Origin of the sequence: Austwickia sp. TVS 96-490-7B, assembly GCF_019331795.1 — a bacterium.
Lineage (GTDB): Bacteria > Actinomycetota > Actinomycetes > Actinomycetales > Dermatophilaceae > Austwickia.
In genome coordinates, this window is sequence record NZ_JAHPZL010000038.1 from 1 (window position 1) to 24,351 (window position 24,351).

Genomic DNA, 24,351 nt, shown 5'->3' on the forward strand with positions numbered 1-24,351 from the left:
GTGAATGGGGGTTCAGTGGAGCTGGTGGGGGTGGTGTTAGCAGCAGGGGCGGGGCGCCGTTACGGCGGACCGAAGATCCTCGCGCAGGGCGGCGCATGGGTGCGTCGAGCGGTCGAGGCCTTGTACGGCGGGGGGTGCGACCACGTTGTCGTGGTGATGGGAGCGGCGGTGGTGGAGCCGCCTTTGGGGGCGTTGACGCTGGTCAATCCGTTATGGCAGGAGGGTCTGCGGACGTCGGTGGCCTTGTCGCTGGACTGGTTGACGACGTCGGGAGCCCAGCTAGGGGTGTGGCATCTGGTGGACCTGCCGGATGTGGGTCCGCAGGTGGTGGCGCGGGTGGTGCAGGCGGCTGGCGACACAGGGATAGCTCGGGCGACGTACGGCGGAAAACCAGGTCATCCAGTGGTGGTGAGGCGCGAATTCTGGTCTGCGATGGGCGAATCCGTGGCTGACCCCCAGGTGGGTGATCAGGGTGCTGGCGGGTGGCTGGCCAGGGCCCGTGAGCTGCGTGGGGTGGAATGCGGCGACCTGGCGTCAGGTCAGGATAGGGACCGTCGCGAGGACTGATGCGGCAGTGAGAAGTGAGCTATCTCACACCGCAGTGAGGACCCTGGCGGAGCTGTGGGAGGGCGCGCAGAATGACTATCCACAAGGTTGGATCTTTTCAGCTGCAAGTTAGGCAATCCTAACTCGAAGTATGGCGATCTCCAAGAAGGAGTCCCGATGTCCTCACCCGACACCGCCGAGACCACCCCCGCCACGCGTCGACGCCCCGAGGACGACCGGCTCCCCGCCGGGCCGACACTGAGCTTCGGTCTGCAACACATCCTGTCGATGTTTGGCGGAGTCATCGCCGTACCCATCATCATCGGCGGAGCCGCCGGACTCACCCCCGACAAACAAGCGCTCCTCGTCTCCTGCAGCCTCTTCGTCAGCGGCCTGGCCACCATCCTGCAGTCGGTAGGCGTGCCCTACCTCGGCTCCCAGCTGCCCCTCGTCCAAGGGATCTCCTTCGCCTCCGTCTCCACCCTGCTAGCGATCATTGGCAAGAACGGCGAAACCGGACTGCGATCAGCGTTCGGTGCTTGCATCGTCGCCGGCATCATCGCCTTCCTCGTCGTTCCCCTCTTTGCCCAGATCATCCGGTTTTTCCCACCGGTAGTGACCGGATCCGTCATCACCGTGATCGGGTTGACCCTCATGCCCGCCGCCTGCGGCTGGATCCTGGGGTCAAAGATGATCGCCGGCAAAGCCAACCCCGACTACGGCAACCCCAAAGCCATCGTCCTGGCAGCCCTCACCCTCGCCGTCGTTCTCATCCTGAGTCGCATCAAAAAAGTCGCCCGCCTCGCCATCCTCCTCGGCCTCGTCGGCGGATCCCTGCTGGCCATTCCGTTCGGGATGCTCAAAACCCCCGACCTGAGCACAAGCAGCCCCCTCGCCTTGCCCATGCCTTTCGCGTTCGGTGCCCCCATCTTTGAAGGCGCCGCTATCTTCTCGATGTTCATCGTGTTCATCGTGGTGATGGTGGAGACCACCGCCGACATCGTCGCTGTCTCCGAAGTTGTCGGCACCGACTGCCCCACCCACCGCGTCGCCGACGGCCTACGCGCTGACATGCTCAGCTCCGCCCTCGCCCCGGTCTTCAACACCTTCCCGGCGACCGCCTTCGCCCAAAACGTCGGGTTGGTCGCCCTCACCGGGATCACCAGCAGGTACGTCGTCGCTGCCGGTGGCGCAATCCTCGCCGTACTGGGATTGTCGCCCTGGCTGGCCGCGGTCATCGGGATGATCCCACTGCCTGTCCTGGGCGGTGCTGGCCTCGCCTTGTTTGGGTCAGTCGCTGCTTCCGGGATCCGGACCCTCTCCAAAGTCGACTACGACGCCAACAACAACCTGCTGATCGTCGCAGTGTCCATCGCTTTCGGCATCATCCCCAAGGTCAGCCCGGACTTTTGGGCACAGTGCCCGGAAAAGTTCCGGCTCGTCGCCGAATCGGGCATTAGCGCCTGCGCCATCGTGGCGTTCATGTTGAACATCTTCTTCAACATGCTCGGCAAACATGCCGACACGCCCATCGCGCACTTACGCGCCCACGCTCCCGCCCGAGCCGTGGACCACGACACCGTCACTGCTCTTCCTGACCATGGCCGCAGCCGGTCGGAACGGCCCTGCGCCACCACCCGCACCTCACCTCAGAAGACCGCCGCCGACTCGGAGCGCACTCGGTGATCGACGTACCGACCCGACCGGCACCCGCCCAACGAACCAGTGGAGGACACCACCATGGGTGACCTGATGCGACCCCTCACCTTCGACCAACTGATGACGTGGGCACATCATGAGTTGGCAACCGACGGGTCCATCTTCGGGGTCCGCCAAGACCGGTTCTGGCGCGCTGAGGAACCTCGACGTATCACTGACTCTTTCGGACATACTCTCGCGGTGCCGCTCGGGCCCGCTGCTGGCCCGCACACCCAGCTCGCAGGCAACATCATCGCGTCATATCTCGCCGGGGCCCGCTTCATGGAGCTCAAAACGGTGCAAAAAATGGACGGCGAGCAGATCCGGCACGCCGTACCCAAGCCGTGCATCGAAACTCAGGACGAGGGCTACAACTGTGAGTGGTCCACCGAACTGACCGTCCCGCAGGCGTACGACGAATATGTGCGCGCCTATGTCGCGATTGCGGTCCTCGCCAAAGAACTCGACTTGGGCAGCATCGACGACGTCGCCTTCAATATCAGCGTCGGATATGACCTTGACGGCATTAAAGGCGAGAAGATCGACACCTACCTCACCCAGATCATCGACGCCTCCGGCACCGCTGTGTGGGCCGAATGTCTCGACTGGGTGCGCACCCACCTCGACACCTTCACCCGGTTTACCAGTGCTGATCTTGATGCGCTCAGCCCCCGCATCAGCGATTCAGTGACTCTGTCCACGCTGCACGGCTGCCCTGCCGACGAGATCGAACGCATCGCCGCTTATCTATTGACCGAGAAAAACCTGCACACCTTCGTCAAGTGCAACCCGACGATGCTGGGATACGATTACGCCCGCTCCGCCCTGGATCGCCTCGGATTCGACTACATCCAATTCGACGACCACCATTTCACCGCTGACCTGCAATTCGATGACGCAGTCCCGATGTTTCGTCGACTCACCGATCTGGCAGCCTCGCGGGGACTGCGATTCGGGGTCAAACTCACCAATACCTTCCCGGTGCAGGTCGCTGCCGGAGAATTGCCCAGCGAAGAGATGTACATGTCTGGGCGCAGCCTCTATGTGTTGTCTCTCTCGTTGGCGCAGAAACTATCCCATGCGTTCGAGGGGACCCTGCCGATCTCCTTCTCCGGGGGCATCGACGCGCAGAACATCGCGCAGGTCCTGCGCACCGGCATCCAACCGGTCACCGTCGCTACGACCCTGCTCAAACCCGGCGGGGTGCTGCGTCTCAGCCAACTCGCTGATGAGGCGCACCGGGTGATGACCGACTACAGCCACATTGATGTGGCTGCTCTCGACCAGGCCGTTGAAGAGATCTTCACCAGCGAGCGCTACCACAAGCGGTGGCGGGAGAAGATCCGTTCCCGGAAGACCACGTCACCGTTGCCATTGACTGACTGCTATAAGGCACCCTGTGAGCATGGCGGTTGTCCCATTGAGCAGCAGATCCCCGAATATTTGCGGCTTACCGCGGCGGGACGTCTCGATGAGGCTTTTGACATCATCGCGTTGGACAATACTGCGCCCACCATCACCGGGGTGTTGTGTTCTGAGCAGTGCCGTGAGCACTGCACCCGGTTGGACTATGACATCTCCATTGACATGCGTGGGGTGAAACTGGCTGCAGCGGACGGCGCCCAACATGATTACATTGCGGCGACCATTCCGCCGCCGGTGACGGTCGCGCAGAAAGTCGCTGTCATCGGTGCTGGCCCTGCCGGGATCGCTGCCGCGATGTTCCTTCGCCGTCATGGCATCGATGTCGACGTTTTTGAGAAGCTCGACGGCCCGTATGGCGTCGTGGAATACATCATCCCGAAGTTCCGCATCGACCGGGCTCAGATTCGCCGTGACTACGAGATGGCTGTCGCGCTGGGGGTGACTTTCCACTTCAACGCTGACCCGGCGTACGACGTGCACGAGTTGCGTCGCACCTACAGCCACGTGATTGTCGCTACCGGCGCGTGGGGTCGCTGCCCGAGCCCGGTGACTTCCGGGCAGGAAAACGTCATCGACGCGTTCGAATTCCTGTGGGACACCCAGAACGAAGGCCGCACCGACTACGGACGTCGGATCGCGGTGATCGGCGCCGGTGATGTCGCCATGGACTGTGTGCGCACCGCATCACGTCTGCCTGGCTGTGCGGCCGCGGAGCTGGTGTATCGCCGTACCGAAGCGTTCATGCCGGCCACCCAGCATGAAGTGAACTTGGTGCGTGCGGAAAACCTGACCATGCATGAACTCCTCGCACCGATCTCTTACGACGGCAGCATGTTGCGGGTAGAACGCATGGAACTTGCTGACGTAGATGCTGGTGGGCGTCGTTCCGTGCGTGGCACTGGAGAATTCCTTGACATGCCGTGTGACACGGTGATCGCTGCGACTGGTGCGACGATCGACGCTGACGGCTACCGCCGTAACGGCGTGGACGTCGACGGGTGGGGGCGCCCCGTGGTGGATGCTGATTTCTGCTCCAGCGTCCCTGGGGTGTATGTGATTGGTGACGGACGGCGTGGGCCACGCACCATCGTCGAAGCCATCGCTGATGCCAAAGTCGCCTGTCGAGCGATCCTGGCAGATCACGGCCTCACCGCTGACTACACCCGCCCGCACCCGACCGTGCATCAGCCACCTGCCCCGATCTACGGACGGCGCGGCCTGCTCATCGCGCAAATCAACGGGAAAGACGAAGGATCACGGTGCCTGACCTGCCAAGACATCTGCGACGTTTGCACTGAAGTGTGCCCCAACCGGGCCAATGTCGCCGTTGTCGTCCCTGGCCTGTCCGACCCGAAACAGATCGTGCACATCGACGGCCTGTGCAACGAATGCCACACCTGTGGGATCTTCTGCCCCCACGCCGGCCTGCCCTACAAAGACAAAACCACCGTCTTCTGGAGCCGGGCAGATTTTGATGATTCCACCAACCCTGGCCTGCTACCTCTCGGTGGGGACCGCTACCTGGTGCGAACCCCGAACGGGACCGTCGTCACCACCGGACCCGACATGACTGACGCGCACCTGCCAGCAGACATGACGGCTGTGCTGCACACCCTGATCAACACGTACGACCACCTGTTGGCCCCCGCCACGGCGGCCGCAGCGGCAGCGGAGGTATGAGGCCATGATCATCGGCAACGGACCCGTCATCACCCAGAACCCGCAGCAACCGTTCCTTGAGCACGGCGCTGTCCGCATCGACGCAGACACCATCATCGATGTCGGTCCAGACCAGCAGATGCGTGCCGCGCACCCCGAAGAGGAATACGTCGACGTCGCCGGTCGAGTCATCATGCCCGGCCTGATCAACGCGCACAACCACGCCTACAGCCACTACGCGCGCGGCATGGCCCCCAGCGAACAAGGCCGGGACTTCGTTGACGTCCTCGAAAAGATGTGGTGGAAACTAGACCGACTCCTCACCCTCGACGACGTGGAAATCAACACGATGACCACCTTCATCGAAGGGATCCGCAACGGCGTCACCACCCAATTCGACCATCACAGCAGCCCCCACGCCGTCACCGGGTCACTCCACACCCAAGCCGACGTGTGCCGCCGCCTCGGCGTACGAGCCAGCCTCTGCTACGAGACATCCGACCGGGACGGCGCTGACATCTTCGCAGCCTCCGTCGCCGAAAACGTCGACTTCATGCGCGCCGTCAACGGCCCAGACCAAGACCTCATCAAAGGACTGTTCGGTCTGCACGCCGCCTTCACCCTCAGCCAACAATCCCTCGAAACCTGCGCAGCAGCCGCCACCGACGTACCCGGCGGATTCCACGTGCACACCGCCGAAGGCCCCGGCGACGAACCGCACTCCCACCGCCAGCACGGCCGCAGCATCGTCGAACGCTTCCACGACACCGGCATCCTCGGCCCCACCTCCCTGGCCGTGCACTGCGTGCACATCGACGACCACGAGTGGGAAATCCTGCAAGCAACCGACACCCCCGCCGTGCACAACCCCATGTCCAACATGGGCAACGCCATCGGCGCAGCACCCATCACCCACGCCCTCAACCGCGGCGCCCTCATCGGCCTCGGCACCGACGCCTACACCCAAGACATGCTCATCTCCGCGTCCGTCGCCAAAATCCTGCAAAGCCATCACCTCGGAGACCCCACCGTCGGCTTCGGTGAAGCACTCACCGTGCTCACCAACAACGCCCACATCGCGGCACGACACTTCCGCCGCCCCCTCGGGATCCTCACCGCAGGCGCCTACGCCGACATCATCACCGTCGACTACCAGCCGCACACCCCGATGAACAGCACCAACACCGGCGGACACCTGCTCTTCGGGATGACCGGACGCCAGGTCACCGACACCATGGTCGCCGGCCGCTGGATCATGCGCGACCGGATCATCCAAACCGTCGACGAAGCAGCCTGGTGCGCACGCTCCCGAGAAAACGCCCCCCGCATCTGGGCTCGCATGTGACCACCACGGTGCCCCGGCAGCACCCGTACGACGAGGAGGAAGACCACCGATGACGACCCTGATCCGCGGTGGGACTGTGGTCACCACCAACGGTGCCCGACGAGCTGACATCCGCCTGGACGGGCCCCTCATCAGCGACATCGGCGACCTCAACCCCCACCCCGAAGAACAGATCATCGACGCGCACGACTGTCTCGTCCTCCCCGGCGGCATCGACACCCACACCCACCTCGACCTCGAATGCGGCCCCGACCTGACCACCATTGACGACTTCATCTCCGGCAGCCGCGCCGCCCTCGCCGGAGGTACCACCACCGTCATCGACTTCGCCACCCAATTCCACGGCGAAACCCTCCACGACGGACTACGCCACTGGCAAGACAAAGCCGCCGGCGCGTCCTGCGACTACGCCTTCCACCTCGCCATGACCGAATGGCGCCCCGAATTCGCCGACCACATGGCCGACATGGTCGCTGCAGGCGTCACCTCCTTCAAGCTCTACATGGCCTACCGCGGATCGATGATGGTCGAAGACGACGACATCCGGCACGCCCTCAAAGCCAGCGCCGCCCTCGGCACCACCATCGGATTCCACTGCGAAAACGGCCGCCTCATCGACGCCCTCGTCACCGAAGAACTCAACGCCGGCCACCACACGCCGTACTACCACCGTGCGACCCGCCCCCCCGAACTAGAACGCGAAGCCATCAACCGCCTCGGCGTCATCGCCGCCCCCCTCAACGCCCTGCACTACGTCGTCCACCTCTCCAGCGGCACCTCCCTGCCAGAAATCCTCGCCGCCCGCGCTCGCGGTGCCCAGATGGTCGCCGAAACCTGCCCGCAATACCTGGTCCTCGACGGCTCGGCGTACGGCGGACCTGACGACGAGGACCTGCGCCGCCGCGCCTACGTGATGAGCCCCCCGCTGCGCACCTCCCAGGACCGTGACGACCTGTGGGATGGCCTGGCCCGCGGCGACATCCAATTCGTCGGCACTGATCATTGCTCTTTCACCCTCGACGGGCAGAAATCCGCCGCCACCGACTTCGCGCACACCCCGAACGGCGCGCCCGGCCTGGAAACTCGGCTTCCACTGCTCTATACGTACGGCGTGGCCACGGGACGACTCACCCTGGAACGTTTCGTCGCCGTCACCGCGACCAATGCGGCCCGCTATTTCGGGATGTACCCCCGCAAAGGGGTCATCGCTGTCGGTAGTGACGCCGACATTGTCGTCTACGACCCCCGCGGGCAGCGCACCCTGCGCCACGATGACCTGCATGACGCCACCGACCACACCCCCTATGAAGGGCTGACCGTGCAAGGACATGTCTGCCACGTGTTCCGCCGCGGCGATCACGTCGTCACCGACGGCACTCCCACCGTCCACGGCGGCGGACAGTACATCCCTCGCGGCTTGCCCGACCCGACCGTCCGCTGACCTACCAGCCCCGCCGACACTCGACCTCCGACCCTGAGCTGCCCCAGCACCACACCCCGAGGAGCCCCCCATGAAGTTGCACGTCAACGGTCAAGAACACGAAGTCGACGGCGACCGCATGCTCATCCACGCCCTCCGCGACGTCATCGGCACCCTGTCGGTCAAGGTCGGCTGCGACGACTCCACCTGTGGCACCTGCGTCGTCCATGCCAACGGGCGCCTCGTAAAAGCCTGCAACCGCCCCGCAAAACAATTCGAAGGCCAAAAAATCACCACCGTCGAAGGCCTCACCGACCGCGAAAAAGAGGTGTATGTCCACGCCTTCGGTGAGACAGGTGCCGTCCAATGTGGCTTCTGCACCCCCGGCATGGTCATGGCCGCCAAAGTGCTGCTCGACAAAAACCCTGACCCCACTCTCGCTGACGTCAAAAAAGCTGTCCGCACCGACATCTGCCGATGCACTGGCTACCGTCAGGTCTTTGACGCAATTCTGCAATCTGCGCAGATGCTGCGAGAAGACCTGCCCGTCGTCGAGGATGAGCGCAGGTGGCGTCTCTCAGATCGCGCGCACCGCCCTGACGTCGCTGACAAAGTCCTCGGCACCGGGCGCTTCGCCGACGACGTCCGCTTGCCAGGCATGGTCCACGCCAAGGCGCTCCGTTCACCGTCTCCGCGCGGACTGCTTCGCGGTCTAGACACTGCTGCTGCCCTCGCGCACCCGCATTGTCTTGCAGTGTTGACCAGCGACGACGTCCCAGAAAACAAAATCGGGCATATCACCAGCGACTGGGATGTGCTGATCCCCGTCGGGTCACACACCCGGTATATCGGCGATGCCCTCGCGTTGGTCGCCAGCGATGACCCAGACCTCCTCGACGAGATCATCGCGCTCATCGACGTCGACTACGTCGAATTGCCGCCGGTGACATCTCCCCAAGAAGCATTGCGGCCCGATGCGCCCCTGATCCATTCCGGGGGCAACATTCTCGACATTGAACACACCAAACGGGGCAACCCCGACCGGGCACTCCGCGAATCGGCGTACACGGTGACGCACAAGTTTGCGACGCCCTGGCAGGACCACGCCTTCATGGAACCAGAATGCGCTGTGGCCACCCCCGATGGTGACGGCATCCGCATGTACACCTCCTCCCAGTCGGTGTACGACGAACAGCACGAGATTTCCCGGATGTTGCAGCTCCCGGTCGAGAAAGTCCGCAGCAGCGCGACATACGTCGGTGGCGGATTCGGTGGTAAAGAAGACATGAGCGTCCAGCATCATGCAGCGTTGATGGCTTGGCATTTACAGCGGCCAGTGAAGGTGCGCTTTACGCGCACTGAGTCGTTGAATTACCACGTGAAGCGCCACCCGATGCACATGGAATTCACGGTGGGATGCGATGCTCACGGAAAGTTGACCGCCGTAAAATGCGTGATCCTCTCTGACACTGGCGCCTATGCCTCCTTGGGTGGCCCTGTGCTGCAACGAGCTTGCACTCACGCCGGTGGCCCCTATGCGATTGACAACTTCGAGGTCCTCGGCATGGCGATGTACACGAACAACACCCCCTCTGGGGCGTTCCGAGGTTTCGGGGTCGTGCAAAGCCAGTTTGCGATGGAAACATGTGTCAATGAGCTCGCTGAGAAAGTTGGTCTCGACGCATGGGAAATGCGCTATCTCAACGTGGTCCGTCCCGGAGACTGTCTGCCCAATGGGCAAATTGCTGACGAATCTACCGGGATCGCTGAAGTCCTCGAAGACCTTAAAGGTGACTTCTATGCCGACCCGAAAGCTGGCTTAGCCATAGCGCACAAAAACACCGGCATCGGCATGGGTTTGACGGACACTGGCCGGTGCATCTTGTCCGTGCAAGATGGTCGCGTTCATATCCGCACCTCAGCGTCCTGCATGGGGCAAGGTGTGGGACAAGTCACGATGCACGTGCTGTCTGAGACGGTGGATCTGCGGCCCGACCAGATTGTTTTTGAACTACCCGACACGGCCCGTACGCCCGATTCGGGGACCTCCACCGGTTCGCGGCAGACCCTCTTCACCGGAGAAGCCACCCGCCTCGCCGCCGTACAACTGCGAGACGCCCTGATTGCTGTCGACGGTGACCTCAGTCGCCTTGAAGGGCAGGAATGGTTGGGGGAGTTTTCCCCAGAAACCGATGTCGTGGACTCCACCAAGCCCAACCCTTACAGTCACGTCGCCTACGGGTACGGCGCCCAGTTGATCACGTTGAACGACAAAGGCGAGGTCAACAAGGTCGTTGCGGTGTATGACGTCGGCACCGTGATGAATGAACAATCCGCGGTCGGGCAGATCGAAGGCGGCGTCATGATGGGCCTGGGCTATGGATTGACGGAAGAATTCGTCATCACCGGTGGTATCCCGCAGACCAGGTACGGCAAGCTTGGCTTGATCCGGGCAGACAAAATGCCACAAGTCGAAGTGCGATTCGTCAAAGGACCCGGCACGTTGCCCTACGCCTACGGCGCCAAAGGGATGGGGGAGATCTGCCTCATTCCCACAGCGCCAGCTGCTGCGTGGGCGTATTACCAACGTGACGGGAAACGCCGCTACTCGTTGCCGTTGCGGGGCACTGCTTACAAACCGGAGGTCCCGGACACTTTCGGCGCACCGCAACCGACGTATGGCGCGCCGGTTTCCACTGCTGCGGGGGCGCCCACCGAGGCCTGCTGAGCCGTCTGATGTCACAGAGAGTATTGATTTGCCCCCGCGGGCAGGTCGTGAGGGCTACCGTGCAGGGGTGATCGAACATCTCCTGACGGATTTACGTCGGGTGAGCAGCGCACGGCTGCAGTTGGATGCCCCGACCGTCGCTGACGCTCCCGCTCTGCATGAGATTTACCGCGACCCGTTGGTGTGGACGCATTGTCCTCGGTCGCGGCGCACCTCCGCTGAGCAGACCGTGACGATGCTGCAGTCGTGGATCGCCGACTGGGATCGAGACGGGTTGGGTCAGTGGATGGTCCGTCGGTCAGGTGATGCGTTTGGTGTTTGCCGATCGGGAACTCACGGACGCTGAGATCGTTGCTGCCACCAAATGAATGGTGACATTGGGTGAAGTGATGCAAGAGGAAGGTGGGCCTGTGAAACGCCGATTGTCCTTGGAGCTCAAGGTTGCTGTCGCTGTCATGGCAACAGCAGTGTTCGGTGCTCTGCTGGTCCTGATCATCCCGTTCTCGATGAAGGAACACCAGAGCACCATGCTCACCTGGATCGCCGCGGGACTGGCCGTGGCCTTGGTGGTGTCAGCTGTGGTGTTGAGGTTCTGGTCACGGAAGATGACGCTGCGCAAACAACAGTCATGATCCTGCTGTGAGGTAACAGCGAGGTCAGACGGGCATCAGCAGGGGGTCGGCTGGTGACTCGGTAAGCAGGTCACACACAGGGCGAGACTGACCTGCTTGAGCGCCGCATCGGGGGACAACAGCAGGGGCGCCATCGACATCCATGACGTGCGCATCCAAGCCAAAAGTGTCAGCGAGGAGCTGAGGGGTCAGCACGTCGCGGGGGCGGCCTGCGGCGGCAATCCGACCACCTGACATCACGATGAGGTGATCGGCGTATCGGGCGGCGAGGGTCAGATCGTGTTGCACCAGGATCACCGTGGTGCCTTGCCTCGCTGTGGCCTGGGCCACGGCCATGACGTCGACGGCGTGAGCGAGGTCGAGGAAGCTGGTCGGCTCGTCGAGCAGGAGGTATGGCGTGCGTTGGGCCAGGACCAGGGCGATCCAGGCGCGTTGGCGTTGACCGCCGGAGAGTTCTTCAACCCCACGGTCTGCGAGGTCGTGCAGGTCGACTGCGGTGAGGGCGGCGTCGACGGCTGTGGCATCTTCGGGACGCCACCGGCGCAGCAACCCGAGGTGAGGGTGACGTCCTCGGGCGACAAGTTCGGTGACGGTCAGTCCTTCTGGGACAAGAGGAGATTGGGGGAGCAAGCCGATGTATCGTGCCCGTTCGCGGGGGGTCAGGTCGGTGAGGGGGCGGCCGTCGACGCCGCAGGCGCCTTGTGTTGGCGGGTGTTGGCCGGCGAGGGCACGCAGCAGGGTGGATTTGCCGCACCCGTTGGGGCCGACGAGGACGGTGAGTGCCCCGGCGGGAAGTTCGAGGCTCAAGTCGGTGATGACCTGGTGGCCGTCGTATCCGAGGTGAAGATGGTGTGCGGTCAGGGTCATGCGCTGATCCTCCGGGAGGTGAGCAGGGCCACGAGATATCCGCCGCCGATGAGGGCGGTGACGATTCCGACGGGAAGTTCGAGAGTGCCGCCGCCGAGGACGGCGAAGACGTTCCTGGCGATGAGATCAGAGGTGGCGACGAGAGCGGCGCCGCATGCGGCAGACCCCAACCCTGGGGGTCGTTCGCTGTGCCAGAGCCGGGCGGCGATGCGGGGTGCGACCAAGCCGACGAAAGCTACTGGCCCAGCGGCAGCGGTGGCTCCGGCAGCGAGGACGGCCGCGCTGATCAGCGCGGTCCACCGCACCCTGGCCAGCGGGACACCGAGTCCTCGGGTGAGGTCATCACCCAACGGCAAGACGGCCAGGTGGCGACGAATCAGCAGGATGGCGGGGGTGGTGGCGGTCAGGACAGCGACGACCGGTACGACGGAAGCCCATCCGGTGCCCCCCAGGCTCCCCGTGAGCCAGGTGGTGGCGCGGGCAGCGTCTTGAGCGTCACCGAGGGTCAGGAGCCAGGCGACAAGGGACTGTGCGGCAACGGTCACACCTACCCCGACAAGGACGACCCGTTCAGGCGTGCGGGAAGCGAGAGTGACGACGGCGGTCGCGGTGAGGGCTCCGACCGCAGCCGCGACTGGCATGCCGACCATCGCAGCCAGCCCGGATACGCCGCCGTACGATCCAGCAGCCATGGCCACGCAGACGGCGCCAACGCTGGCGCCGGAGGTGACGCCGATGATGTCGGGGCTGGCGAGTGGGTTGCGGGTGACGGTTTGGGTGAGGCTGCCGGCGAGTCCGAGGGCGGCTCCGACGACGAGACCAGCCACCACACGGGGAAGCCTGAGGGTGCCGACGACGAGGATGGTCTGGTGGTCGGCGGTGCCTAACAGTGCGCCGATGACGTGGGGGAGGGGGATGTGAACCGCGCCGAAGGTCATTGCGCTGAGCGCAGCGGCAGCGGCAACGGCAACGGTGATCAGGGTGAGGACGATGCTGCGGCGGCGTCGGTGGGCGCTGTGATATCCGGTGGCGTAGGTGGTGGTCGTGGCGGTCATCGGGGGTTCCTGCGGGCGATGAGGGTGACGAAGAGGGGCCCTCCGATGAGGCCGAGGACCACTCCAGTAGCGAGTTCGGCTCCGCCGCCGACGAGACGTCCGGTGATGTCGGCGAGGAGCACGGTGGCAGCGCCGAGGGGGAGTGCGAGGGGGATGAGGCGGATGTGTCGGGGGCCGACGAGGGCTTTGCCGGTGTGAGCGACGAGGAGGCCGACGAAGGCGAGAGGGCCACAGGCGGCGACGGCGGTGCCGGTGAGCAGCGCGATCGCGATGATGGTGAGGGCGCGTAGACGTCGTACGTCGACCCCAAGTCCGGCGGCGAGGTCCTCGCCGAGCGCGACAGCGTCGAGTCCGCGGCCGGCGAGCGCGGCCAGTGCCAGTCCGATGAGCGCGAAGGGGGTGAGCGCGAGCCAGAGGTCGCTGGGGCGTCCGGCGAGGGATCCGACGGCCCAGAATCGGTAGGCGTCTAGCGAGGAGGCGTTGAGCAGGGAGACCGCTGAGGTGATGGCGCTCAGCGCGGCGGAGGTGGCGACTCCGATGACGGGCAGGGTCGCGGTGGAGGCGCCGGTGTGCCGGCGGCGGTCGGCGACGGCGGTGGCGCCGAAGACGAGTGCGGTGGCGGCGAGCGCTCCAGCGAAGGCGAGCGCGACGGTGGTGAGGGGGCCGTCGGGGAGTCCGATGATGCTGCCGGTGGCGGTGCCTACAACGATGAAGAAGGCAGCTCCGGCGCTGACGCCGAGGATGCCTGGGTCGGCGAGGGGGTTGCGGGTCAGTGATTGCGCGAGGACGCCCGCGACGCCGAGGATGGCGCCGACGAGGACGCCGAGGAGGGTACGGGGGAGCCGTAGGTCACGGACAATGACGTCGGCTTGGGTGCCGCTGGGGGTGGTCAGGGCGGTCCATACCTGGGTGGGGGAGAGTGTTTGCGCACCGAGGGCGAGGCTGGCGATGACGGCGACCACGAGGATGACGCAGGTGAGTGCGAATGCCCGTCGGGAGTGCGAAGCATGTTGCCGGGGAGTGGTTTTGGTGGGGTGGGGTGGGGCGGGGGCAGGGCTGGTCGAGGCACCGCCCTGGGCTGCTGAACCGGGGGTGACCTGGGGTGAGTGGCGAGAAGTAAGGGTCTCCATATATAAGGTGAGCCTAACCTATTGATTTCAGGAGTGATGATGTCCCACCAGCTCTCACCACGCCGCGACACCCGCGCGCCCCGACGCTTCGTGGCGCTCACATGCGCCCTCGTTGGTGCCGTTGCTCTCAGCTCGTGCGGTGCCGTCGAAGCCAACACCCCCAGCAGCCCCAGTTCAAGCGGGTCCGCAGGCCCCGAACGCACCATCAAGCACGTGATGGGCAGCACCACGATCAAAGGCACTCCGCAACGGGTCGCCGCGCTCGACCAAAGTTACGTCGAAGCCGTGGTGTTGCTACGCACCCCCGTGGTGGCCAGCACCACCTATCACTCCCTGAAAGGACAGGTCCCCGAGCATTTGGGCGAAGCCGGGAAGACCTACTCCGGAGAAGCCACCGTCATCGGCACCCTCCAAGAACCCAGCTTAGAAAAGCTGACCACCGCCAAACCCGACCTGATTCTTTCCGCCAAGGTCCGCCACGAGAAGCTGTACTCCCAGCTGTCAGCCATCGCACCCACCGTGTTCAGCGAGACCACCGGACCGACATGGAAAGAAAACATCCTCCTCACAGGTCAAGCCCTCAACAAAGAAGACCTCGCCAAGGAACGCCTCGCCGAATACGAGAAGCAAGCCAAAAAAGTTGGCGACGCCGTCAAAGCCAAACTTGGACGCAACCCCAAAATCTCCGTGGTCCGCTTCACCGACGGACCAACTCGGCTCTACCAGAAGAAATCGTTCTCCGGGATCGTGCTGCAGGACGCCGGATTGGACCGTCCAGAGAGCCAAAGCGCAGACGAATTCATGGCTGAAATCAGCGAAGAAAAGATCCCCATGGCCGACGGCGACAAAATCTTCGTCACTGCCGCAGACGCCAAAGACGGATCCAGCCCCAAGTCCAAGGCCGCGTTCGAGACGAACCCGCTGTGGAAACCACTAGCTGACAAAGTCGTCAACGTCCCCGACGCGACCTGGATGACCTCTGTCAGCGTGCAAGGCGCTTACAAGATCCTCGCGGACATCGCCACGGCGTACGACGTGCCCGGACCGGACCCGCTGCAGCCCTGACCGCACCCCTCGGGGGGACACCGACCAGAGGTCGCCTGAGCGACCCACCGATGGGGGAGCGTCAGGGGGCGCTCCCCTCCAGGGCAAAACCCGTCATCGACGTACCCCGGAAAACACCACCACGACACGCTCACCAGGAGTGACCCCGGTCCCCTCACCTGCACCGGGCAACAACGCAGCCAACCCCGCTGTCCCCGTGGGGGAGACGCGCGCACCCAAGTGATGCACCAGCTCATCGGCCTGCCGGATCTGCTCCTCCGCGATCACGAGGGGACGTCCGCTGCTGGCACGCATCACCGCCACGTCAGCCATCCAGTCGTAGGTCTCATCATCGAGGATCCCATCAGCCAACGATGAAGGCTGGTCCCACGCAGTCATGAACTCCGGCCACCGGCGACCTAACTCATCGAGAGGAATGTGCTGAGCGCGATGCCAGGCGCGCGCCAACGGTGCGCCACCTTCCGTTTGGGCACAATCCAGACGGTACGACGGGCCCAACCCCCACCCCATGCAGGCAGCGAACGCGCCACCACCGACCTGAATCACGACCCGCGCCGGAGCGTCAACCTGCTCAGCAAGCTCCCAACCCACAGTGCGACCACCATCAAGACACAACCCGTTCTCCGGGCCTTGCACGCTAAACGGGATCGCACCGTCGGCCACCGCCTGCCGAAATGCGGTCACCGCTGGATCGCCACAGACGCCAACGACACGAGCGCAGGGATGCACCTGGGCGCCCAACGCCGCGAGCGTCGACATCACCGCCGGTGACGCCGTATCAGGGACATACACCTGAATCGGCCAGCGCGCCGCAGCAGCCAGCGTTGACGCCGCGATCGCCGCATTTCCGCAGGACGCAATCGCTAAGGGCGCTCGCGGCCCGGTGCTTAAACCGAGTTCTTCGCAGGCCCGCAGATGCAGCAAAATCCCCACCAAATGGCGAGCCTTATGTGACCCGCCGACGTTGCCCGTCTCGTCTTTGACCCACACCTGAGCGCCGAGCCGCTCAGACAGTGGCTCGTGGAGGGCACACGGTGTGACCCGGAAATCTCCGGCCACCTGCCGAGTTAACTCCAGACAGCGTTGCTCGCTCATCCCGTGGGCGCGAGCAAACGCCCACCACGCCAACGATCTGCCGTAGCGCACGAACGGATTCGGGTCGTCGATCACCTCCGGGTCGGGACCGCTCACCACAGGATGCAAGACGTAGTGACTGTCTCCCGCCGGTGCGGCCGGAGACCGAAACGGATAGACCGTCTCGATGGGAACATCCACGCCACTGGTTGCACACCGATAGCCGGTCACCACTCCACGACGTACGGCGGTGGCAGCCATCAGGCGACGACCCAGGTGCCGGTCTCGCCGCGCAAACCCTCCACCAGCTTGTCCAAGGAGGTGATCAGGGTTTTACGTCCTGGACCGGAGCGCACGAAATCAATAGCGGCAGCGATTTTTGGCCCCATCGACCCTTCCGGGAACTGTCCCTCATCCATCCATGCCTGTGCCTGCGCGATGGACATTTCGTCGATGTCGCGCTGCCTTGGCGTGTTGTAGTCGATCGCGACCTTTTCTACTCCAGTCAAGATGACCAGGTCGTCGCAGTCAGTGTCCGCAGCCAACAAGATCGAGGTGCGGTCCTTGTCAATGACTGCGTCAATGGCTTGAGTCCACCCATCTTCCACCACCACCGGGATGCCGCCACCCCCGCCGGAAATCACCACATGTCCCGCCTCAACGAGATCCCGACACGCTTGGCGTTCCACAATTCGCAACGGGATCGGTGAGGCCACCACTTCACGCCATCCTCGGCCAGAGTCCTCCACAAAAGTCTTCCCAGCGTGGATGTACTCCTGGGCTTGCTCCTCGGAGAAGAACGCCCCGATCGGTTTGGTCGGCCGGGAGAACAACGGGTCGTTTCGATCCACCACTGCTCGTGCCGTCACCGTCGTCACCTGTTTGGTCAAGCCGTGTTTCATCAGCTGGTTCTCAATGGCGTTTTGCAAGTGATATCCGATGTACGCCTGGCTCATCGCCACGCACTCACTCAACGGCATCACTCGATGATCCTGCGCGCCAGCCTTGCCCAAGTCGATAGACGTTTTGATCATCCCCACCTGGGGGCCGTTGCCATGACAGATGACTACGTCATGGCCGTCAGCGATCAAACCCACAATCGGGCCAGCGATGACACCGACGGTCTCGACGAGCTCGTCGAAATCGGTGCCGAGGGCGTTACCTCCGAGGGAGACGAGGATACGAGCCACGAGCAGGAGTCCTTCCAAGACGAGAGAGGTACGACGTACCGGTCCGGGCCGACCCTGCAGGATCGGCCCGGACCGGAGCAGCTATCAACACGGTGGGGTTTTCCGCATTGACGACCGCGATGAGCTCAGAGCTGGGAGACGACGGTCTTCCCAGTCGCTTTCGTCACATACATCGACGGCAAACAGGCGTAGAGCGCCGCGCAACGCACCAGGTCGTCCTTCCACTGAAGCTCGTTCGGAGCGTGCGCTTGAGCCTCTTTGCCGGGGCCAAAGCCGATCGTGGGAATGTGGTGCCGTCCCGCAGTGGCGACTCCGTTCGTGGAGAACGTCCACTTGTCGATCCGGGGCTCACCAAACAGGCCACGGTGGACCTCTGCGGCGGACTGGATCTCCGGGGAGTCCTCCGGGATGACCCAGGTCGGGAAGTAGCACTGCTGCCCGTATTCCTTACCGGTCCAGGCGACGCTCTTGTAGTCGTAGCAGAACACCCGGGCGCCCCACTTCTGCACGCTAGGCAGCGCCTTGATCTCCTCAATAGCGCCCTCCCAGGTCTCACCATCAGTGAGACGACGATCCAACGAGATCGCGCAGGAATCAGCGACTGCGCACCGTGACGGGGAGGTGAAGAAAATCTCCGAAGTGGTGACAGTGCCCTTGCCGAGGAACTCGTCGACGTGCAGCTTGTCGTTGAGGTCGCGGACCTCAAGGAGGATCTCGGCCATCTTGTAAATCGCGTTGTCCCCACGCTCCGGAGCCGAACCATGACAGGACACACCGTCGACCTCAACCCGGATTTCCATCCGGCCACGGTGACCACGGTAGATCCCCCGGTCGGTGGGTTCGGTCGACACGATCAGGTCGGGCTTCTCCCCTTCCTCCTCGATGAGGTAAAGCCAGCACATCCCGTCGCAGTCTTCTTCCTGCACGGTGCCGGTGACCATGTAGGTGTATTCGTCTGACAGCAGCCCCAGATCCTTGGCGATCTTCCCGCCGTACACCGACGCCACCACGCCGCCGAGCTGGTCCGTGCCGCCACGGCCTCCGACAAGTTCGTCATCTTCGAACCCGTCAAACGGGTCGAAAGTCCAGTTGTCGATGTTGCCCACGCCGACAGTGTCGATGTGACCGTCGAAGCAGACGACGGTGCCGCCGTTGCCGAGGTAGCCGATGGCGCTGCCCAAACCGTCGATGCGGGTCCGGTCGTACCCCAACTTCTCCATCTCGGCGATGATGAGGCGGCTCTTCGCTTCCTCCTGGCAGCTGGTGCCCTTGTTTTTAATCAGGGCACGCAAGAAGGCGACCATATCGGTGCGGTAGCTTTCCGCGACCTCGTTGACCTTGGCATAGTCGATGTCGACCACGTTGTCTCTCCTCAGGATTGTGGTACGGCGCTGCGGGGTTGACCTGTGAGCTCAGTACTGCCAACGCGGACGGCCGGTGGCGGCCAGGTCCTGCAACGTGGCGATCGGGTCCTTGACTTTCTGCAGGAAGATCATGGCGGCGATGGCATAAGGCTTGTTGCTGGCCTCGGCGTACATCGGGACGCGGTACCGGTCGAAGACCGACGCGTCGACCTCGCCCTCCGTGCAGGAGACGCCGGTGATGTCCGCAGGCAGCGGATGCATATAGAGACCTTGACCACCCTTCGTGCTCTTCATGAGCTTCTCGGTGGTCGTCCAGTCCTTGTGCTCGGCGTTCTGGGCGAGGAGTCGCTGCTCGAGGGCCTTGATGCCGTCGGAGTCGCCGTTGCCGTACAGGTCGGTGCGCTCCTGCATGGCCGCGAACGGCGCCCAGGACTTGGGGCAGACGATGTCGGCGCCCTCGAAGGCGTCGGCCATGTCGTGCGTGACCCGGAAAGATCCCCCGCTGGCCTGCGCATGACGGGCGGCGACCTCCCGGGGCTCGTCCATGACGTCGTATCCCTCCGGGTGCGCCAGGACAATGTCCATGCCAAACCGGCTCATCAAGCCGATCATGCCCTGCGGGACGGACAGCGGCTTGCCGTAGCTGGGGGAGTAGGCCCACGTCATGGCGAGCTTCTTGCCGCGCAGGTTTTCCAGGCCGCCGAAGGTGTGGATCAGGTGTAGCAGGTCGGCCGTCGACTGGGTCGGGTGGTCGATGTCGCACTGCAGGCTCACCAGGGTGGGCCGCTGCTCCAAAATGCCCTGCTCGTAGCCCATCTGCACGTACTCGGAGAACTCCTTCATGTAGGTGTGACCTTTCCCGATGTACATGTCGTCGCGGATGCCGACGACATCGGCCATGAAGGAGATCATGTTGGCGGTTTCCATCACGGTCTCACCGTGAGCGACCTGCGACTTTCCTTCGTCAAACACCTGCTCCTCCAAGCCGAGGAAGTTGCAGGCGGACGCGTAGGAGAAGCGAGTACGGGTCGAATTGTCTCGGAAGAGGGAGATACCCAAGCCGGAGTCAAAGATCCGACAGGACGTGTTTTGCTCACGCAACGCCCGGAGCGCATCGGCCACTGCGAGGACCGCGCGGATCTGGTCGTCGGTCTTGTCCCAGGTGAGGAGGAAATCCTCCTGGTAGAGACCGGAGAGGTCGAGGGTGCGCAGGGCGTCGATCTGGGGGGCGAAGTCCATGGCCGGGTCATCTCCTGGGGGCGCAGTGGTCGCCACTGACGGACCGACTCACTGAGGTGTACGTCTAACTATGGCAAGAGTCTAGTCTTCTTCTGGTGCGACCGGCAAGGAAATGGCTAGGATCAACCCATGGACATTCCTGCCTCTCAGGCTCGTGAGGATGCGGCAGCAATCCTGGCCAGCGCACCCTCGGTGCTAGCCAAGGCAGCTGCTTTCGTCCGAGGAGACGGGCCCGCGGCCCAGATCGACTGGGCCAAGATCGCCTACTTCGCTGGCCAAAACGTGCTCTCCAGCGGCGACCGCGCCTTCCTGGGGATCTGTGCCGAAATCGCCGGACACAACCCCGACGGTCGACACCCTGACCAAACCTTCGGCGCCCGTTGGGACTGCCTCGACGGCCAACACCAATCCGTCATCGCCAGCGTCCTCGCCCAGTCTTCCCAGTCCAAACAATGCCGGGAACGCGAGATCCTCGAACAACTCGGCGTCCCCTCGGCATATCCCTCAGTGCCTCGCCCACAGCTGGTCAGAGTGCGTTTAGGGCCAGACCAGCCCGCCGTCACCAATGACGCACTCGGGCGCGAACGGGTCGGCTACCGCGACGGAGCATCCCCCCATGAGACGTGGCTGCGCGGCCGCGGCGTCTGGCGTATGCAAGCCGACCGCGTCATCGCTTCACAATGGTTGATCGTGGCGCACGCCGGGGTCGTCCGGATGGTTGGCACCATCGATGGTCTCACCATCCATGGCGATCGGATCGCCATCATTGGCCAACCTCTGCCCGACCATCCCTATATCGGCAAGCCCGACCCGTTAGACAACAACAGCCAAAACCCCGTTGCCTACGGCGACATGAGCGACATGACCGACGTCGCCTGAGGCTCCGAGCCGCGGCTCGCCTCTCACCGGGTCACCGCGTACGACGAACGCCCCGACGATCGTCGGGGCGTTCGCCTGTCGTGCGCCGGAGGTCAGCCGGCCAGTGGCACGCACACATGGGTGAGGAGGCGCTCGGGCTCCACGCTGCCCGGGTCGTTGACGTAGACGTTGCATGTCTTTTGCTCCAGCGGCGCGTCCGCCTCACGGTGAGCCCGCGCGAGCCCCTCGTCATGTAGGAACGCCTCGATTCGGGCGTGCGCCTCGTTGATGAGGGAGTATGGGCCCTCCACGCGCGCCACCACCGCGGTGCGGGCCGGCAGCTCGTGGACGGTCAGCGGGCCGCGCGCCGTCGTACCGGCGGGGACCGGCACCCACACCGATTCGTCGACGTCGGCCTCCTTAGTACTCCGGGTCGTGTTCGAAGCACCCACCGGGGCCGGCGGGCACGATTCCTTGGGCAGCCAACTCGGGCATGAAGCGGCCCCAGAGCAAGCCTTCCTCGCCGTAGGTGGGGATGGTGCCGCGCAGCGCGACGATGGTCTGGGCGGGGAGCTGTTCGCGGCTGACGGTGATGGCGGACATGAGCGTGCCTTTCGTGTTGAGGAGTTGGTCGAGCAGGGCCAGCCGGTCGCGGGTCGCCGCCAGGTCGGCGCGCAGCGCGTCGCGCTGCAGGGCGAGTGCCTAGGTGTACGCCGGGGTGCCCCGCGCCGCCAGGACGGCGGCGATGGACGAGACGCCGAACCCCACGTCGCGTAGCCGCCGGATCCAAGCCGCTTCGGCCAGCTGGGCGTAGCCGCTGGAATCTGCGGCGAATGACCGGCTGTCGAGGACGGTGCCGAGGTCGTCGATGGCAACCGCGACGTGGATGTACTTGTGGGTGTCGACGCCGACGATGACTCGACGGTGTGCTGGGACCTGCTGCATGCTCATCAGTGCTTACTCCAACCAGACCAGGGACAGGGTGAGTGACGCTGGCCGGTCGGGTGGACGGGACTGTGACGAGACTGTTGCGATCAGGCTCCTATGAGGTCACGCCCGCCCGACCAGCACCAGGATGCTGCGCCTCCGGGCGGACGACAGATCAACAGCCAGGACACCCAGACTTCGGGGTCAGTCGTAAGCAAGAGTCAGGCCGCCCGGAGGCAGGTGACACTCTCACAGTCGTAGGGGTCGTGGTTTGACCCGACCGACGGATCATTCCCGGCCTGCGCCAGGCGATCTGTCATCGCGAAGCTGACGTACTGGCCGAGTTCAACACCATCCCGACAGCCCGCTCGCACAGCTCTGGGAAATACTTCGATCGACGTGGCATGAAAGTGACCCTTTCAACGAATCCACTCTCCGGACACGCCGGGGGGCTTCAGGTATGGCAACCGGGTTGATGTGGACTACGACGAGGACGGTTTGCCGGTGTCGTGGACGCATTCGGGTGGGTATGTGGTGGAGTTCGATCGGGTGGGTGAGGGGATCGCTGGTCGGGTCGCGGCGATGCGGGTGCGTCGCGGGTCTGAAGCGTCGGTGGTGGTACGTCGTTACGGTTATGACTCGGCGGGGAACCTGGCGCAGGAATTCATCGGGGATGGATCGCAGGCATTCTTGTTCGGGTATGACCGCGACGGGCGGATGACGTGGTGGCAAGACCGTAATGAGGAACGGTATGACTACACCTACGACGCTGATGGTCGCTGTGTCGCTGGGACGAGTGTGTCTGGAACCTTGTCGGGAAGGTTGACTTATGACCTGGTCGCGCAGACCACGACGGTGTGGGATGCGAACCGGGCAGTGTTCCGGTATGAGTGGGATGAGGCAGGTCGCGTCACGCTCGCGGTGGATCCTAACGGGTTAGCCACCCGCACTCAGTGGGATCAGGTTGGCCGCAAGATCGCGGTATGTGACCCCTCGGGGGTGTCTACCCGGTGGGGTTATGACTCTCATGGTGGTCCGGTGAGGGTGACTGACCCCTCCGGGGTGACGACGTCAGTGGTGTGTGACCAGGCCGGGCTGCCGGTACGGGTCACTGATGGGGCCGGACGCGTGGTGAATTTAGGCCGTGATGTCTTAGGGCGGGTCGTGACCGTGCGTGACGCCGCCGGAGAATCAGTCGCGGCGTATGACGTGGACGGGAACGTGGTGTGGGCGCGTGATGGCGACGGTGTGGAAATCCGGTACAGCTATGACGGGGAAGGGAATCTGGTCACCGCGCGGGACGGTGCTGGCCGCGAGACATGCTATGAATACGGTCGGTTTGATCTGTGCACGGCGATGGTTGATGCCACCGGGGCGCGTACCGAGTTCGAGTATGACCCGACCCGTCAACTCACGACCCTCACTGACCCTTTAGGGCGCACCTGGCGGTGGGAACGAGACGCCGCGGGTCAGGTCCTCGCTCAGATCGATGTCAACGGGGCACGCACCGCTGACGAACGTGACGTGACCGGTCGGGTCACCTCACGCACCAACGCCGTGGGTCAACACGTGCGATACGGCTATGACCCCAGCGGGTTACTCACTTGGAGCGAAGACCAAGACGCCACAGGAACAGCCGGGGTACGGCGGGAGTTCACGTACGACCCGACCGGGCGACTCCTGAACGCCACGATCGGTGATCACGCCCCAGGATCACTGACCATCACGCGCGACGTGCTGGGACAGGTCACCCACGAATCATGGATCACCCCGGGAGCACCCACTCCAACCCCTGGCAGACCCGACACGACAGCAGCAGTCATCAACGTTTCTTCCTCCTACGACCGGGCAGGCCGCCTCGTGCGGCAGGTCACCCCAACAGTCCGCGTCACGACCTGGGGATATGACGACAGCGGCGTGATGACACGAGTCGTGGCAGGCCGATACGCGATCACCATCGACATTGACACCGCAGGCCAGGAAATCTCCCGACACGTGGTGGCGGCACCCGAACCACCCCCGACCCCCTCGGCCCAGCAGGCGGAACCAACCCCCACAACCCCGTACCCAACCCCACCACCTGGACCGACCCCTGGGGACTCACCCCCCAAGAATACAAAAAACCAGCA

The 24,351-nt window shown here is 63.9% G+C and carries 21 protein-coding genes; 11 read left to right on the forward strand and 10 right to left on the reverse strand.

The window, feature by feature from the left end; genetic code table 11:
• From KEM60_RS15660 to KEM60_RS15695, 8 genes are all read left to right on the forward strand, one after another.
• On the forward strand, positions 1-567 hold a 567-nt coding region (locus tag KEM60_RS15660; RefSeq protein ID WP_219108974.1), incomplete at its 5' end, for an NTP transferase domain-containing protein.
• A 156-nt stretch (positions 568-723) separates the two neighbouring features.
• Positions 724-2,232 carry a nucleobase:cation symporter-2 family protein gene (locus tag KEM60_RS15665; protein WP_219108977.1) on the forward strand — a complete coding sequence of 503 codons (1,509 nt, stop codon included), beginning with the start codon at positions 724-726 and terminating at the stop codon, positions 2,230-2,232.
• A 54-nt stretch (positions 2,233-2,286) separates the two neighbouring features.
• The gene (gene ygfK, locus KEM60_RS15670) at positions 2,287-5,349 is read left to right on the forward strand and encodes a putative selenate reductase subunit YgfK (RefSeq protein WP_219108980.1); all 3,063 of its coding nucleotides are present in this window, start codon (positions 2,287-2,289) and stop codon (positions 5,347-5,349) included.
• 4 nt (positions 5,350-5,353) lie between these two features.
• Positions 5,354-6,673, forward strand: a complete 1,320-nt coding sequence (gene ssnA, locus KEM60_RS15675; RefSeq protein WP_219108983.1) for a putative aminohydrolase SsnA — start codon at positions 5,354-5,356, stop codon at positions 6,671-6,673.
• A gap of 49 nt (positions 6,674-6,722) precedes the next feature.
• Positions 6,723-8,114: a dihydropyrimidinase gene (gene hydA / locus KEM60_RS15680; protein WP_219108986.1), complete on the forward strand. Its 1,392-nt coding sequence runs from the start codon at positions 6,723-6,725 to the stop codon at positions 8,112-8,114.
• 70 nt (positions 8,115-8,184) lie between these two features.
• The gene (xdh, locus tag KEM60_RS15685; RefSeq protein ID WP_219108995.1) at positions 8,185-10,821 is read left to right on the forward strand and encodes a selenium-dependent xanthine dehydrogenase; all 2,637 of its coding nucleotides are present in this window, start codon (positions 8,185-8,187) and stop codon (positions 10,819-10,821) included.
• 67 nt (positions 10,822-10,888) lie between these two features.
• Positions 10,889-11,167: a GNAT family N-acetyltransferase gene (locus KEM60_RS15690; RefSeq protein ID WP_219108998.1), complete on the forward strand. Its 279-nt coding sequence runs from the start codon at positions 10,889-10,891 to the stop codon at positions 11,165-11,167.
• A 64-nt stretch (positions 11,168-11,231) separates the two neighbouring features.
• On the forward strand, positions 11,232-11,453 hold the full coding sequence (locus KEM60_RS15695) for a hypothetical protein (RefSeq protein ID WP_219109001.1): 222 nt from the start codon (positions 11,232-11,234) through the stop codon (positions 11,451-11,453).
• A 24-nt stretch (positions 11,454-11,477) separates the two neighbouring features.
• Here the strand turns inward: KEM60_RS15695 and KEM60_RS15700 are convergent, their stop codons facing one another.
• Genes KEM60_RS15700 through KEM60_RS15710 form a run of 3 tightly spaced genes read right to left on the reverse strand, consistent with a single transcriptional unit; the run spans position 11,478 to position 14,505 of the window.
• A complete protein-coding gene (locus KEM60_RS15700; protein ID WP_219109004.1) occupies positions 11,478-12,320 on the reverse strand; it encodes an ABC transporter ATP-binding protein in 843 nt (280 codons plus the stop codon).
• Entirely contained in the window at positions 12,317-13,375 is a 1,059-nt protein-coding gene (locus KEM60_RS15705) for an iron chelate uptake ABC transporter family permease subunit (protein WP_219232312.1), read from the reverse strand. Before KEM60_RS15705 ends, KEM60_RS15700 begins: the two co-directional genes overlap by 4 nt.
• Positions 13,372-14,505, reverse strand: coding sequence for an iron ABC transporter permease (locus KEM60_RS15710; protein ID WP_219232314.1), 1,134 nt, complete (start codon positions 14,503-14,505; stop codon positions 13,372-13,374). The genes KEM60_RS15705 and KEM60_RS15710 overlap by 4 nt, the downstream gene beginning before the upstream one ends.
• Positions 14,506-14,544: 39 nt before the next feature.
• On the opposite strand from KEM60_RS15710, the gene KEM60_RS15715 reads away from it, so the two are divergent.
• A complete protein-coding gene (locus tag KEM60_RS15715; RefSeq protein ID WP_255574737.1) occupies positions 14,545-15,570 on the forward strand; it encodes an ABC transporter substrate-binding protein in 1,026 nt (341 codons plus the stop codon).
• A 93-nt stretch (positions 15,571-15,663) separates the two neighbouring features.
• Here KEM60_RS15715 and KEM60_RS15720 read toward each other — a convergent pair whose 3' ends face one another.
• The 4 genes from KEM60_RS15720 to ygeW form a co-directional block, all read right to left on the reverse strand.
• Positions 15,664-16,905, reverse strand: coding sequence for a PLP-dependent lyase/thiolase (locus tag KEM60_RS15720; protein WP_219232318.1), 1,242 nt, complete (start codon positions 16,903-16,905; stop codon positions 15,664-15,666).
• Entirely contained in the window at positions 16,905-17,834 is a 930-nt protein-coding gene (gene arcC / locus KEM60_RS15725) for a carbamate kinase (RefSeq protein WP_219232320.1), read from the reverse strand. Before arcC ends, KEM60_RS15720 begins: the two co-directional genes overlap by 1 nt.
• 125 nt (positions 17,835-17,959) lie before the next feature.
• On the reverse strand, positions 17,960-19,195 hold the full coding sequence (locus KEM60_RS15730) for a YgeY family selenium metabolism-linked hydrolase (protein WP_219232322.1): 1,236 nt from the start codon (positions 19,193-19,195) through the stop codon (positions 17,960-17,962).
• A 51-nt stretch (positions 19,196-19,246) separates the two neighbouring features.
• Positions 19,247-20,437 carry a knotted carbamoyltransferase YgeW gene (gene ygeW, locus KEM60_RS15735; protein WP_219232324.1) on the reverse strand — a complete coding sequence of 397 codons (1,191 nt, stop codon included), beginning with the start codon at positions 20,435-20,437 and terminating at the stop codon, positions 19,247-19,249.
• A 129-nt stretch (positions 20,438-20,566) separates the two neighbouring features.
• Between ygeW and KEM60_RS15740 the strand changes: the two genes are divergently transcribed.
• Complete coding sequence (locus KEM60_RS15740) at positions 20,567-21,316, forward strand: hypothetical protein (protein WP_219232326.1); 750 nt, start codon at positions 20,567-20,569, stop codon at positions 21,314-21,316.
• A 92-nt stretch (positions 21,317-21,408) separates the two neighbouring features.
• Here KEM60_RS15740 and KEM60_RS15745 read toward each other — a convergent pair whose 3' ends face one another.
• The 3 genes from KEM60_RS15745 to KEM60_RS15755 form a co-directional block, all read right to left on the reverse strand.
• Entirely contained in the window at positions 21,409-21,687 is a 279-nt protein-coding gene (locus tag KEM60_RS15745; RefSeq protein WP_219232328.1) for a GyrI-like domain-containing protein, read from the reverse strand.
• A gap of 28 nt (positions 21,688-21,715) precedes the next feature.
• The gene (locus KEM60_RS15750) at positions 21,716-21,898 is read right to left on the reverse strand and encodes a hypothetical protein (RefSeq protein ID WP_219232330.1); all 183 of its coding nucleotides are present in this window, start codon (positions 21,896-21,898) and stop codon (positions 21,716-21,718) included.
• 99 nt (positions 21,899-21,997) lie between these two features.
• Positions 21,998-22,246: an IS110 family transposase gene (locus tag KEM60_RS15755; RefSeq protein ID WP_219232332.1), complete on the reverse strand. Its 249-nt coding sequence runs from the start codon at positions 22,244-22,246 to the stop codon at positions 21,998-22,000.
• A gap of 453 nt (positions 22,247-22,699) precedes the next feature.
• Here KEM60_RS15755 and KEM60_RS15760 point away from each other — a divergent pair.
• A partial coding sequence (locus KEM60_RS15760; protein WP_219232334.1) for a hypothetical protein occupies positions 22,700-24,351 on the forward strand: 1,652 nt, incomplete at its 3' end.

Bases quoted from the DNA above. Each gene is read 5' to 3' on its own strand.
- KEM60_RS15710 (WP_219232314.1), bottom strand. From the start codon at position 14,505: ATGGAGACCCTTACTTCTCGCCACTCACCCCAGGTCACCCCCGGTTCA.
- KEM60_RS15750 (WP_219232330.1), bottom strand. From the start codon at position 21,898: ATGTCCGCCATCACCGTCAGCCGCGAACAGCTCCCCGCCCAGACCATC.
- hydA (WP_219108986.1), top strand. From the start codon at position 6,723: ATGACGACCCTGATCCGCGGTGGGACTGTGGTCACCACCAACGGTGCC.
- ygfK (WP_219108980.1), top strand. From the start codon at position 2,287: ATGGGTGACCTGATGCGACCCCTCACCTTCGACCAACTGATGACGTGG.
- ssnA (WP_219108983.1), top strand. From the start codon at position 5,354: ATGATCATCGGCAACGGACCCGTCATCACCCAGAACCCGCAGCAACCG.
- xdh (WP_219108995.1), top strand. From the start codon at position 8,185: ATGAAGTTGCACGTCAACGGTCAAGAACACGAAGTCGACGGCGACCGC.
- KEM60_RS15665 (WP_219108977.1), top strand. From the start codon at position 724: ATGTCCTCACCCGACACCGCCGAGACCACCCCCGCCACGCGTCGACGC.
- KEM60_RS15740 (WP_219232326.1), top strand. From the start codon at position 20,567: ATGGACATTCCTGCCTCTCAGGCTCGTGAGGATGCGGCAGCAATCCTG.
- KEM60_RS15720 (WP_219232318.1), bottom strand. From the start codon at position 16,905: ATGGCTGCCACCGCCGTACGTCGTGGAGTGGTGACCGGCTATCGGTGT.
- KEM60_RS15700 (WP_219109004.1), bottom strand. From the start codon at position 12,320: ATGACCCTGACCGCACACCATCTTCACCTCGGATACGACGGCCACCAG.
- KEM60_RS15715 (WP_255574737.1), top strand. From the start codon at position 14,545: ATGTCCCACCAGCTCTCACCACGCCGCGACACCCGCGCGCCCCGACGC.
- KEM60_RS15705 (WP_219232312.1), bottom strand. From the start codon at position 13,375: ATGACCGCCACGACCACCACCTACGCCACCGGATATCACAGCGCCCAC.
- KEM60_RS15755 (WP_219232332.1), bottom strand. From the start codon at position 22,246: ATGAGCATGCAGCAGGTCCCAGCACACCGTCGAGTCATCGTCGGCGTC.
- ygeW (WP_219232324.1), bottom strand. From the start codon at position 20,437: ATGGACTTCGCCCCCCAGATCGACGCCCTGCGCACCCTCGACCTCTCC.